The organism is Pseudomonas sp. NPDC087358, from assembly GCF_044900785.1.
Taxonomy (GTDB): domain Bacteria; phylum Pseudomonadota; class Gammaproteobacteria; order Pseudomonadales; family Pseudomonadaceae; genus Aquipseudomonas.
Genome location: NZ_JBJDOA010000014.1, coordinates 22,996 through 34,745, shown reverse-complemented (window position 1 = coordinate 34,745; position 11,750 = coordinate 22,996). Strand labels below are relative to the sequence as shown.

General features: G+C 61.8%; 11 protein-coding genes. 1 reads left to right on the top strand and 10 read right to left on the bottom strand.

The genetic code is table 11. From position 1 onward, the window contains the following. Positions 1-273 precede the first annotated feature (273 nt). The 8 genes from dctM to ACI2KS_RS25100 all read right to left on the bottom strand — a co-directional run bounded on the left by dctM (position 274) and on the right by ACI2KS_RS25100 (position 9,517). Positions 274-1,557: a C4-dicarboxylate TRAP transporter large permease protein DctM gene (gene dctM / locus ACI2KS_RS25135; RefSeq protein WP_404623716.1), complete on the bottom strand. Its 1,284-nt coding sequence runs from the start codon at positions 1,555-1,557 to the stop codon at positions 274-276. Beyond that, on the bottom strand, positions 1,557-2,189 hold the full coding sequence (locus tag ACI2KS_RS25130) for a TRAP transporter small permease (protein WP_404623715.1): 633 nt from the start codon (positions 2,187-2,189) through the stop codon (positions 1,557-1,559). Before ACI2KS_RS25130 ends, dctM begins: the two co-directional genes overlap by 1 nt. Positions 2,190-2,279: 90 nt before the next feature. Then, positions 2,280-3,278: a TRAP transporter substrate-binding protein gene (locus ACI2KS_RS25125; protein ID WP_404623714.1), complete on the bottom strand. Its 999-nt coding sequence runs from the start codon at positions 3,276-3,278 to the stop codon at positions 2,280-2,282. A gap of 426 nt (positions 3,279-3,704) precedes the next feature. Continuing rightward, positions 3,705-4,529 carry an HpcH/HpaI aldolase/citrate lyase family protein gene (locus tag ACI2KS_RS25120; protein ID WP_404623713.1) on the bottom strand — a complete coding sequence of 275 codons (825 nt, stop codon included), beginning with the start codon at positions 4,527-4,529 and terminating at the stop codon, positions 3,705-3,707. A gap of 187 nt (positions 4,530-4,716) precedes the next feature. Then, positions 4,717-5,916 (bottom strand): CaiB/BaiF CoA transferase family protein, encoded by a 1,200-nt coding sequence (locus tag ACI2KS_RS25115; RefSeq protein WP_404623712.1) that lies wholly within the window; start codon positions 5,914-5,916, stop codon positions 4,717-4,719. Positions 5,917-6,088: 172 nt separating this feature from the next. Next, positions 6,089-7,438, bottom strand: a complete 1,350-nt coding sequence (locus tag ACI2KS_RS25110) for an MmgE/PrpD family protein (RefSeq protein ID WP_404623711.1) — start codon at positions 7,436-7,438, stop codon at positions 6,089-6,091. Positions 7,439-7,448: 10 nt separating this feature from the next. Continuing rightward, entirely contained in the window at positions 7,449-8,612 is a 1,164-nt protein-coding gene (locus ACI2KS_RS25105; RefSeq protein WP_404623710.1) for an acyl-CoA dehydrogenase family protein, read from the bottom strand. A gap of 65 nt (positions 8,613-8,677) precedes the next feature. Next, the gene (locus ACI2KS_RS25100) at positions 8,678-9,517 is read right to left on the bottom strand and encodes a MaoC family dehydratase N-terminal domain-containing protein (RefSeq protein ID WP_404623709.1); all 840 of its coding nucleotides are present in this window, start codon (positions 9,515-9,517) and stop codon (positions 8,678-8,680) included. Positions 9,518-9,652: 135 nt separating this feature from the next. Here ACI2KS_RS25100 and ACI2KS_RS25095 point away from each other — a divergent pair, with 135 nt between their 5' ends. Next, positions 9,653-10,558, top strand: coding sequence for a LysR family transcriptional regulator (locus ACI2KS_RS25095; protein WP_404623708.1), 906 nt, complete (start codon positions 9,653-9,655; stop codon positions 10,556-10,558). Between the two features lie 6 nt (positions 10,559-10,564). On the opposite strand, the gene ACI2KS_RS25090 is transcribed toward ACI2KS_RS25095, so the two are convergent. After that, on the bottom strand, positions 10,565-10,945 hold the full coding sequence (locus tag ACI2KS_RS25090; protein ID WP_404623707.1) for a cupin domain-containing protein: 381 nt from the start codon (positions 10,943-10,945) through the stop codon (positions 10,565-10,567). Between the two features lie 68 nt (positions 10,946-11,013). Next, on the bottom strand, positions 11,014-11,148 hold the full coding sequence (locus ACI2KS_RS25085; protein ID WP_404623706.1) for a hypothetical protein: 135 nt from the start codon (positions 11,146-11,148) through the stop codon (positions 11,014-11,016). Positions 11,149-11,750 lie beyond the last annotated feature (602 nt).

The following is an 11,750-nucleotide window of genomic DNA, read 5'->3' as shown; positions in this document are numbered from 1 at the left end:
AGAAGCATGGGCCTGCGCGGATTTTCTTTGTCTGCAGGTTTTCCTCGGCTCAATCTCAGCACAGGTAGTGCCCCCTGCGCACGCCTTCATCCCTCCCCTCTGCTGACCTTGGCCCTCTGCACACCGGCACATCGGCGGCACGCGCTCAAGCCTTTGATTCTGGCGGCATGGTTACATGCGTCGATCTGCTGCCGAACAAAAAGGCCCCCGACGACATCACGTCGACGAGGGCCAAGGCACTGCGCTCACAGTTCGGTTTGCATCAGGCGACCTTCAGGGCATGCCCAGCCAGTTGGGCAGCGCCAGGGAAATGAACGGTACGTAGGTCACCAGGATCAGGAACAACAACAGGATAGACAACCAGGGCAAAGCTGCCCGGATGGTCTGCCCAAGCGTCAAGCCGGTCACGGCCGAGGTGACGAACAGGTTCAGCCCCACCGGCGGATGCACCAGACCGATTTCCATGTTGACCACCATCACGATGCCCAGGTGAATCGGATCGATACCCAGTTTGGTGGCGATCGGAAAGAAGATCGGCGCCAGGATCAGCACGATCGCCGAGGGCTCCATGAAACTGCCCGCTACCAGCAACACAATGTTGACCATGATCAAGAAGCCGATCGGCGTCAGGCCTTCGGAAAGCACCCAGTTGGTGATCTGCTGCGGGATCTGCTCGGTAGTCAGCACGTGGGCGAAGAGCATGGCGTTGGCGATGATGAACATCAGCATGATCGACAGCCGACCGGATTCGAGCAACACCCGAGGACAGTCTTTGAACGTCATGTCCTTGTACACGAACAGCGCGATGAAGGCTGAATACACCGCTGCCACCGCCGCCGCTTCGGTCGGGGTGAACATGCCGCTGTAGATCCCGCCGAGGATGATCACCAGCAGCAGCAAGCCCCAGAACGCCCGTTGCGCGGTGTGCAGCCACTGGCGGAATGTCACGCGCGGTTGCGCCGGCAACTTCTTGACCCGGGCGACGATGTAGATCACCACCATCAGGATCACGCCCAGCAGAATCCCCGGAACCACGCCTGCGATGAACAACTTGCCGACCGAGGTTTCGGTCGCCGCCGAGTACACCACCATCACGATCGATGGCGGAATCAGAATGCCCAGCGTACCGGCGTTGCAGATGATGCCTGCGCCGAATTCCTTCGGGTAACCGGAGCGCACCATACCGGCCACGGCTATCGAGCCCACCGCCGCCACGGTTGCAGGCGAGGAGCCGGACAAGGCGGCGAACAGCATGCACGCCAGCACCGCCGCAATCGCCAGCCCGCCGCGGATGTGGCCGACGCAGGCGTTGGCGAAATCGATCAGGCGCTGCGCCACGCCGCCGGTGGTCATGAATGCACCGGACAGGAGGAAGAACGGAATTGCCAGGAAAGTGTAGCTGTCGGAAGTCTCGAACAGCTTGATCGCCAGCGAACTCAAGGAGTCCGGGCTGAACAGCAGGATCGAGGTCGCCCCGGCCAGCCCCAGGGAAATGGCGATGGGCACGCCCAGGAACATGAACACAAACAGCAAAAGGAACAAACAGATAACCGTCATCAGTGTCGCTCCTCACCAGGGTTGGCCAGTTTGCTCGCTTCCGCCGCTTCGTCGGCCAGGCCCAGCCCGGTCTGCCGGTAGGTCCATATGCGGTAGAGGATTTCCAGGTAACGGGCGATCACCAGCGCGAAGCCAATGGGCACGATCATGGTGATGTAAGCGACCTTGATGCCGTAGCGGTCGAGGTCTTCTGCGCCGATGCCAGCGACGAACAGCGCCGACACCCATTTGTAGCTCGCCACCAGAAACAGCCCGGCGTAGGCCAGGCAGCAGGCGCAGGCCAGCATGGCCAGAATCCGCTGTACCGGTTTGCTGGTCTTCTTCACCAGCGCATCGACCCCCAGGTGCCCAGCGGTGCGCACACCGTAGGCAATACCGAAGAAAATCAGCCAGCCGAACAACGCCTTGGTCAATGCCACGCTCCAGGTCATGGCCTGGGCGTAACCCATCAAGTGATCGCCGATCCCTGCGAAAAAGTCACTGCTGACCGCCCATTGATCGCTGAGGGTATAGAACAGCGTGTAGATGTTATTCAGCGCCACGTAGACAAATGTCACCAGCGTCATGGCAGCCAGCAGAAAGGCGATCATGCCCTCCTCCAGGTGCTCCCAGAGTCGCGTCAGCGATTGCATAAGAATTCTCCGAACGTAGAGAGGGTGACCGCCCGCTGTCGGGCGGCCACGCAGACATCACTGCCTGTCACGATCAAGCCGCTTGAATGCTCAAGGCGCCTTGTTCGATTCGTCCGCTGCCTTGATCAGGTCGGCGCCGATTTCGTCGGAGAACTTGTCCCAGACCGGCTTCATGACTTCGCGCCACTTGGCACGTTGCTCAGGGGTCAGCGCGTCGATTTCGCTGGTCTTGGAATCAGCGATTTTCTGCTTGGCCGTCTGGTTCAGGGCTTCAGCCTGTTTATTCACCTCGACCGTGACCTGATCCATGATCTTCTGCAGCTCGTCGCGCACGTCAGCCGGCAGACCGTTCCAGAACTTGGAATTGGTGATCACCATGTAATCGATCAGGCCGTGGTTGGTTTCGGTGAAGAACGGCTGGACTTCGTTGACCTTCTGGCTCTCGTAGTTCGACCAGGTGTTCTCGGTGCCGTTGACGGTGCCGGTCTGCAGGCCCTGATAGACCTCGGCGAAGCTCATCTTGCGCGGGTTGGCGTGCAAGGCAACGAACTGCGCTTCGAGGACACTGGACGCCTGTACGCGAAACTTCAGGCCACGGGCATCCTTGGGCTCGATCATCTTCTTGTTCGCGGACAGCTGCTTCAAGCCGTTGTGCCAGTACGCAAGGCCGTGGATGCCCTTGTCGTCCATGGCCGTGAGCAGCGCCTTGCCCTGAGGCCCCTGCTGGAAGCGGTCGACGGCGGCCAGATCATTGAACAGAAACGGCAGATCGAATATCTGCACTTTCTTGGTGTACTGCTCGAACTTGGCAAGCGACGGCGCAAGCATCTGCACATCGCCCAGCAGCAGGGCTTCCATCTCCTTGCCATCGCCGAACAGTGAGGAGTTGGGGTAGACCTCGACCTTGACCTTGTCTTTCAAGGCCGGGTCGGCGGCAACCATCTTCTGGAACATCAAGGCGCCCTGGCCTTTTGGCGTGTTTTCCGCCACCACGTGGGCAAACTTGATGGTAATCGGATCAGCGGCCTGAGCCAGGCTGGCCACGGACACTGCAGCGGCGCAGAAAAGCGCCTTGGTCAGCTTCAACATCGATATCACCTTTTTATTGTTGTAGGAGCTTATTTTTGTAGGAGCAGTCGGTGGTGCGTGAGCATTGTGCAAGCAAACGATGCCCAACCCCGGGTGTTTAGAGAATCAGCTTTTGAATAAGCCAGCGTTCGGCGCAGCTGAACGCCCCAGCAATTGCGTCGAGATCCCTCAGCCGCGCGCTAGACGGGCGCAGCACAGAAGTTAGCAGGCCAGTAGAAAAGTGCCACTATCGACCAGAGAACCGGCTACGTGAACGTATCTCTGGGAGTCAGCTTGCTGGCCAATGCGGTGTGTCCGCTACATCTATATCGCCTGACACACCGGCGCACCTGTGCAGCAGCACGGCTTGCCGGCGGTAGCGCCGCATGATCGCCACCGCCGGCAAGCCGTGCTGCTACAACGAAATTGTCTGTCCGCCGCGATAGCTCAACTCGCCGCCAACGCCAGCAACCGCTGTGCCCTGAGCATCACCGGCGCATCGATCATCTGCCCGTCGAGCTGGAACGCCCCGGCGCCATTGGCCGCTGCGCTGGCGTCGAGCACTTTTTGCGCCCAGCGCAAATCTTCTGCGCTGGGCGCCAGGGCCGCGTGAATGACCGCCACCTGTTTGGGGTGAATGCACAATGCACCGCCGTAACCCATGTCGTAGGCATGGCGGATCGCGCGCTGCAGACCGTCGGGGTCGCCGATGGCCGGATGCACGCCGTCCAGCGGCGGTAGCAGATCGGCACCGCGCGAGTGCAGTTGCACCGCCATCCGCGCCTGATCCAGAAACGTCTGCGCTGCCGCCGTGCCACTGTTGAGGTTCAGATCCAGCGCCAGATCCAGCCCGCCAAACGACAACCGTTCGACACCCGGCGCATGGGCGATCTGCTCCAGCGCCAGCAGACCCTTGGCGCTTTCGATGATCGGCCATATCGGTTTCGCGGTTTGCCAGACCGCCGCCACATGCGCTGCGCTCTCGACCTTGGGCAGCAAGACGCCAGCTACACCCGAACGTTGTTTGCAGAACGCAAGGTCTGCAGCGTGCTCGACGTGGTCCGGGGCATTGACCCGCACCCAGACCCGGACCTGGTCATTGGCCTGCAGAAAGGCCGCCAGGTTGTCGCGCGCCTGACGCTTGAGCGGCTCCTCCACGGCATCTTCGAAATCGACGATCACCGCGTCGGCACCAGCGGCCAGGGCCTTGGCAAAACGCTCGGGTCGGCTGCCAGGCACGAACAGCGCGGAGCGGACGATGGTTTGGGGCATGTTTGAAGCACTCCTGAAGATAAAATCCGACGCGCACTTAACCCGCCAAATGGAACCCTGTGGGAGTGAGCTTGCTCGCGAAGAGGCCAGTCCATCCGACACACCTCTGGATGACTGACACATCGCTTGCGATCAAGCTCGCTCCCACAGGTACAACGGGTGACTTGAACGGGTATAAGCTCGACTATCAGACCACCCCGGCCGCCACCAGCTGCGCCTGTTCTTCGGCGGAAAATCCCAACTCACCCAGTATGCTGCCGGTGTGCTGACCCAACCCGGGCACGCCATCCATGCGCGGTGTGAACGCCGCATTGCGCCCTGGCGGCAGCAGAGACGGCAGCGGCCCCGACGGACTGTCCACTTCGCGCCAGCTGTCGCGAGCCTTGAGCTGCGGGTGTGCCCAGACGCCCTGCATGTCGTTGACCCGGGCGTTGGCAATCTGCGCGTCTTCAAGGCGTGCCACCACCTCGTCGACGCTCAGAGCGGCAAACCCGTCAACGATGATCTGGCGCAGCACCTCACGGTTTTCCGAGCGTTTGAAGTTGGCGCAGAAGCGCTCGTCGGTGGCCAGCGCCTTGTCCAGCAGGACCTTGTCGCAGAACAGCGCCCATTCACGCTCGTTCTGCAAACCCAGCATGATGGTCCCGCCACCGCCGGTAGGGAACGGCCCGTACGGGTAGATGGTCGAGTGCGAAGCGCCGGCCCGGGGCGGTTGCGGCGCGCCGTTGTAGGCGTAATACATCGGATAGCCCATCCACTCCACCAGGCTTTCCAGCATGCTGACGTCGATGCGACTGCCCTCACCGGTCTTGTCGCGCAGCAGCAGTGCCGAGAGGATGCCGGTGTAGGCATACATGCCGGCGGCGATGTCGGCGATGGAACAGCCGGCCTTGGCCATTTCGTTCTCGCCGGGGCCACCGGTTACCGACAGAAAGCCGCCCTCGCTCTGGATCAGCAGGTCATAAGCCTTCTTCTTTTCGTAGGGGCCGCCTTCGCCGTAGCCGGAAATATCGCAGACGATCAGCCGGGGAAATCGCTGATGCAGCGCTTCGAACGACAGCCCCATGCGCGCGGCAGCGCCCGGCGCCAGGTTCTGCACCAGTACGTCGGCCGTGGACAGCAACGATTCGAGAATACCGCCGGCCTGATCCTGTTTCAGGTCCAGGGTCAGGCTTTCCTTGGAACGGTTGGTCCAGACGAAGTGCGAAGCCAGGCCATCGACGCGCTGATCGTAGCCACGGGCAAAATCGCCGACGCCAGGGCGCTCGACCTTGATCACCCGGGCACCCAGATCAGCCAGTTGTCGGGTGCAGAACGGTGCCGCGATCGCGTGCTCCAGACTGACCACGGTGATGCCGTCCAGAGGACGAGGGTTTTGTTGAGTCATGTTGGTAGTCTCTCCACACTGATCGTTCCCACGCTCGGCGTGGGCATGCATCCCGTAACGCTCTGCGTCGCTCCCATGGACGCGGAGCGTCCGAGGAAACCGTTACCACGCCGAGCGTGGGAACGATCACACCACGCGAGCGTGGGAACCATCACGATGAACGTATTCGCTGTTAAACCAGATCCGCCAGATCCCGCGCATCACGCAGATGCCAGACCCGCTCGATCAACGCCTTGCCCTGCTCCACGGTGCGCGCGCCGGAGAACGCCAGCAGACGCTGAAGCTTGTCCTCAAGCTCGGGCCGCGACAGGGTGTTGCCCGGATCGCCTTTCGGATCGTCGATGGCAGCGCTCAAGGTGCGGCCGTCGGTGGTGGTGACGATCACCCGACCCAACCAGCGCGCCGGATAGGCACTGTCGACTTGCGGATCCAGCTCCATCGTCACCTTTTCGCGAAACGCCGCGACGTCGCGATCGGTCAGCGCCAGGTCGCGGAATTCGATCAACTGCGCGCTGCCGTGCACGGCAATCAGGCCCAGCACCGCGCCCATGGAGAACTTGGCCTGGTGCACGGTCTGCGGCACATCGACCCGCCCCAACACGTCAATCGCGCCCTGGTGCACGCGGGTCACGACCTTGGCGATCTGCTCATGACGCAAACCTTCGCGCTGCATCAGGTGCAGCAATGCATCAGCTGCCGGATGGGTATGCCGGCATGAAGCGTGAAACTTGAACGAGGTCTCCACCAGCGCCCAGCGGGTGCCCAGACGGTCGGACAATTGCGCCGGGTTGCTGTCGCTCGACATCCCCGCGGCCATGCCCTGATCGCCTTCGAGGATATTGCGCGCGCCGGTCAGGCCGTCCTCGGTCAGGTAAGCGGCGAGCAGACCATCGGCAGCGGCCTTGGCGGTGTGCAGCTGTTTGGAATCGGCGGCGTCGCGCAAGAATTCCCACAGCCCCGCCGCCTGAGTACCGGCGGTGCCGAGCAGATTGATGAACTGCTCCTTGTCGAAGTTAAGCAATTTGCCGACCGCGACCGCAGCCGCGAGGGTGCCGACCGTGGCGGTGGTGTGGAAGATGCGGTAGTGCGAACGGCCCATGAACTCGCCGATGCGAATCCCTGCCTCATAACCTGCGACCGATGCCAGCAGCAGGCCCTGACCGGATTTGCCCAGGTCCTGCGCGGCGGCCAGCACCGCCGAGAACACCACCGTGGCCGGATGCAGCACCGAACTGTTGTGCAAGTCATCCTGCTCGACCAGGTGCGAAGCGGCGCCGTTTACCAGGGCGGCAAAGTAAGCCGAGGTGCCACGACCGTTGACCAGAATCTTCGCGCGGCCATCGCTTGGCCCCATGCGCTCGGCGTAACGCTCGAACAGCGGAATCGGCCGCGCGCCTTTACTGGCCAGCGCCGATCCGATCCAGTCCAGAAACAGGTCTTCGGTACGCTCCAGCACGTGGCCCGGGATCTGTTCGTATTTCAGCTCGGCGAGAAAGCCCGCCAATGCCTGGGTATGACTCATGTCGATATCCTCAGAAGCTGCGTGGCAGTTCGAGCAAGTGCTCGGCGACGTAGGAAAGAATCAGGTTGGTGGAGATCGGCGCCACTTGGTACAGGCGGGTTTCGCGGAATTTACGCTCGACGTCGTATTCGCAGGCAAAGCCAAAGCCGCCGTGGGTCTGCAGACAGGCATTGGCCGCTTCCCACGAGGCCTTGGCCGCCAGGTACTTGGCCATGTTGGCGCTGGCCCCGGCGTTCTTGCCGCTGTCGTACTCCTCGCAGGCGCGCCAGCGCATCAGGTCAGCCGCTTCGATTTCGATGTGCGCCTCGGCAATCGGAAACTGCACGCCCTGGTTCTGCCCGATGGGCCGGCCAAACACCACGCGATCACGGGCGTAAGCAGCCGACTTTTCGGTGAACCAGCGACCGTCGCCGATGCATTCGGCAGCGATCAGTGTGCGCTCGGCGTTGAGGCCGTCGAGGATGTAGCGGAAGCCCTTGCCCTCTTCGCCTATCAGGCTGTCAGCCGGCAGCTCGAGGTTGTCGAAAAACAGTTCGTTGGTTTCGTGATTGACCATGTTGGCGATCGGCTGGACGGTCAGCCCTTTGCCGATGGCGTCACGCAGGTCGACCAGGAAAATCGACATGCCTTCGGATTTTTTCTTCACCTCGGCCAGCGGTGTCGTACGCGCCAGCAGAATCATCAGATCCGAATGCTGAACCCGCGAGATCCACACCTTCTGGCCATTGATCACGTACTTGTCGCCCTGCCTGACAGCAGTGGTCTTGATCTTGGTGGTGTCGGTGCCGGTGGTCGGCTCGGTGACGCCCATCGATTGCAGACGCAGTTCGCCGCTGGCCAGTTTGGGCAGGTAGTAGCTTTTTTGCGCTTCACTGCCGTGGCGCAACAGGGTGAACATGTTGTACATCTGGCCGTGCACGGTGCCGGAGTTGCCGCCGCAGGCGTTCACTTCTTCAAGAATCACCGAGGCTTCGGCCAGGCCCAGGCCCGAACCGCCGTATTGCTCCGGGATCATCGCCGACAGCCAGCCGGCGTCGGTCAGCGCCTTGACGAAGGCTTCCGGAAAGCCTTTCTCTTCATCGATCTTGCGCCAGTATTCAGCCGGAAACTCGGCGCACAGGGCGCGCACGCCTTCACGGATGGCATTGAGGTCTTCGTTTTCGTATGGGTTCATCGTGCGTGCTCGCGTCTATCAGCAGCCCGGCCGAGTTGCCCGGGCCTGCCGTATAAAGGAAGGATTCAGTCGAACGTGACTTCAGCGCTCTGGGCGACACCGGCTTGATTGCCGGCCCATAACTGCGCCTTGCCCGGCTCGCTGATACGCCCGCCGACACGGAACGGCGTTGGCACGTTCAATGGGCGCACGCCGCGATAGGCAAAATGACGCACGCGCTTGTGCGGATTGGCACGCATAAAGGCGCGCAGGTTGAACGTGGCAATCATCGGCCCGTGCACCACCAGCCCTGGGTAGCCCTCGGTTTCGGTCACGTAGGGGTAATCGTAGTGAATGCGGTGGCCGTTGAAGGTCACGGCTGAATAGCGGAACAACAGGGTCGGGGTCGGCTCGATGGTTTCGCTCCAGTCGCCCTGCTCCGGCGCTTCACCGCTGTTGAGCTTCGGCGCGTTTGGCTCGCGATAGACGATATCCTGCTCCTCGCGCACGCACAGTTCGCCGTTTTGCGAGTAGTCATGACGCAGCGTGACGAACAGCAGCGACCCGGTGCGACCGTGCTTTTCTTCGATGTTGAGGATGGTCGACAGGCGATGGGCGTCGGCCCCGACTCTCAACGGCGCAATGAACTCGACCCGTCCACCGGCCCACATGCGATTGCGGTTGTCGGCCGGTGGCAGGAAACCGCCGCGCGCCGGATGACCGTCGCCGCCGAGCTGGGATTCGAACACCGGTTCCTGGAAGAAACACCATTGCCACAGCGCCGGCAACGCCTCGCCATCGGCCGGCGTGGGTTCGCCGAAGGTGGCGGCGATGCGCTTGATCAGGTTATGGCTCAAGTGATCCCGAGCCTCCTCGGTTCGACCGACCCAGGCACTGAAATCCACAGGCGAATCTGAAGCACTCATGGGAAACAACCCTCTGCATTTGTTGTTATGAGCAGATCATGAGAGCGCGGCGGCATTCTGTGAATTTGCATTTGCGTATACCGGCGTTCATGTATGCTGAACGGCCTTCACTATTCGCAATGTCCGGACTCAACCATGCACTTCGACCTGGCTGACTTGCGCCTCTTCATTCATATCGGCGAATCCCCGAGCCTGACCCAGGGCGCGCGCCGCGCATTTCTTTCCCCGGCCGCCGCCAGCGCGCGGATCAAGGCCCTGGAAAACCAGCTCGACACCCGCCTGCTGTATCGCGACAGCCGCGGCGTCGAATTGACCCCCGCCGGGCAACGCTTGCTCAAGCATGCGCGGCTGATCATGAGTCAGGTCGACTACCTCAAAAGTGAATTCACCCGCTACGGCACCGACTCGGCCGGCCACATCCGCATCTTCGCCAACACCACGGCAGTCACCGAATTTCTTCCCGAAGTGCTCGCCGGATTCATGGCGCAGCGCCCTGGCGTGACGGTGGACCTGCAAGAGCGCCTGTCCCGGGACATCGTGCGCGGCGTGCTCGACGGCAGCTCCGACATGGGCATCATTGCAGGCCCGGTCGAGGCCGCAGGTTTACAAGTCATCCACTTCAGCACCGACCGCCTGGTGCTCACCGTGCCGCAAGGTCATGAGCTGGCAAAACAGAAAAAAGTCACGTTGAAGCAGACCCTGGCGTTCCAGCACATTGGTCTGCACGAAGGCAGCACCTTGCTCAGCTTTCTGCGCGATCACGTCGAACGGTTGGGGCAGAATCTGTCATTGCGGATTCAAGTGTCGAGTTTTGAAGCCATCTGTCGGATGGTCGAAGCCGGAGTGGGGATTGGCATCATTCCCGAATCGGCGGCGGTACGGCACAGCCGGACCATGAAGCTGGTGACTATCGAACTGGACGAGACCTGGGCGGTGCGTGAACGCAGCATATTGGTGAGAGAACTGGACGCCCTGCCGGGTGTGGTCAGGGCGTTGATCGCGGTATTGATGCCGCCAGCAGACGGCGTGCCCGGGACCTGAAGCCGATCAGATCCACACATCATTCTGTGCGGTGCGCTCATTGGTATCGTCCCCGGTATTGATCACCCCGCTCGGCTCGATCAGCATCAGCTTCACTTCCTTTTCCGCACAGGGCTTGTGCTCCACGCCCTTGGGCACCACGTACAGCTCTCCGGCATTGAGCTCGACAAAGCCGTCACGAAAATCAATGCGCAGGCAGCCCTCGATGACGATGAAGGTCTCGTCTGTATCGGCGTGGCTGTGCCAGAGAAAGTCGCCTTGCAGACGGGCGAGTCTGAACTGGTAGTTGTTCATCTGCGCGACGACCTTGGGTTGCCATTGCTCGGTGAACAGACTGTATTTCTGGGCGAAGTTGATGGCAGTGCGGGTGATTTGCAGGGATGACATTCGGGTGGCTCCACCAGGGTTCGAGAAGCGCCCAATCTACGGCGGTGGTGGCGGGTCGGTCTTGTACGTTATTGCACGCCAGGGGTCATGGGGATGCAGGCACGTTTCTGCCCTGAGGCCGAGGGATCGATCATCCAGGTTTTGCCGCGCTCCAGGGGTTGGGCGTACACCACCCGCCACTGTGGGAGATTCTGTGGTTTCAAACAAGCTCCTCAAGCAGCTTTGGGCTATTGCACCGCGCGTTTTTGATTCTGGCCGAAGGCCGTGGGAGCTCGGCTTGCCAGCGATCTGCCGGGCACCGGCAGTAGAATCAGACGGCGCGGCGGGTCAGGCGCATCGCGTCCACAGGGTTTGCTGGCGCTTCGCGCCAGATCGTCGGCAAGGTGGAGCGCCACCCCGGCGAACTCCCACGCCCTCCGGGCAGAAGCGATCGGCTTCTGTAGTCCTGCGGGTAGAAGCGGTCGGCATCTGGAGTCCTGCGGGCAGAAGCGATCGCCATCAATCGCGTCGCGCGCTTTTGATTCTGGCCGGAGGCCGTGGGAGCTCGGCTTGCCAGCGATCTGCCGGGCACCGGCAGTAGAATCAGACGGCGCGGTGGATCAGGTGCATAGCATTCACAGGGTTTGCTGGCGCTTCGCGCCAGATCGTCGGCAAGGTGGAGCGCCACCCCGGCGGACTCCCACGCCCTCCGGGCAGAACCAACGAACTCTAAAGCCGTCCGCTTTTGATTCTGGCCGAAGGCCGTGGGAGCGGGCTTGCCCCGCGAGCTGCCGGACACCGGCAGTAGATCAGACGGCTCGGTGGA

Coding starts and splice junctions, on each gene's coding strand:
- dctM (WP_404623716.1), bottom strand. CDS start 1,557: ATGACGGTTATCTGTTTGTTCCTTTTGCTGTTTGTGTTCATGTTCCTG.
- ACI2KS_RS25130 (WP_404623715.1), bottom strand. CDS start 2,189: ATGCAATCGCTGACGCGACTCTGGGAGCACCTGGAGGAGGGCATGATC.
- ACI2KS_RS25125 (WP_404623714.1), bottom strand. CDS start 3,278: ATGTTGAAGCTGACCAAGGCGCTTTTCTGCGCCGCTGCAGTGTCCGTG.
- ACI2KS_RS25120 (WP_404623713.1), bottom strand. CDS start 4,529: ATGCCCCAAACCATCGTCCGCTCCGCGCTGTTCGTGCCTGGCAGCCGA.
- ACI2KS_RS25115 (WP_404623712.1), bottom strand. CDS start 5,916: ATGACTCAACAAAACCCTCGTCCTCTGGACGGCATCACCGTGGTCAGT.
- ACI2KS_RS25110 (WP_404623711.1), bottom strand. CDS start 7,438: ATGAGTCATACCCAGGCATTGGCGGGCTTTCTCGCCGAGCTGAAATAC.
- ACI2KS_RS25105 (WP_404623710.1), bottom strand. CDS start 8,612: ATGAACCCATACGAAAACGAAGACCTCAATGCCATCCGTGAAGGCGTG.
- ACI2KS_RS25100 (WP_404623709.1), bottom strand. CDS start 9,517: ATGAGTGCTTCAGATTCGCCTGTGGATTTCAGTGCCTGGGTCGGTCGA.
- ACI2KS_RS25095 (WP_404623708.1), top strand. CDS start 9,653: ATGCACTTCGACCTGGCTGACTTGCGCCTCTTCATTCATATCGGCGAA.
- ACI2KS_RS25090 (WP_404623707.1), bottom strand. CDS start 10,945: ATGTCATCCCTGCAAATCACCCGCACTGCCATCAACTTCGCCCAGAAA.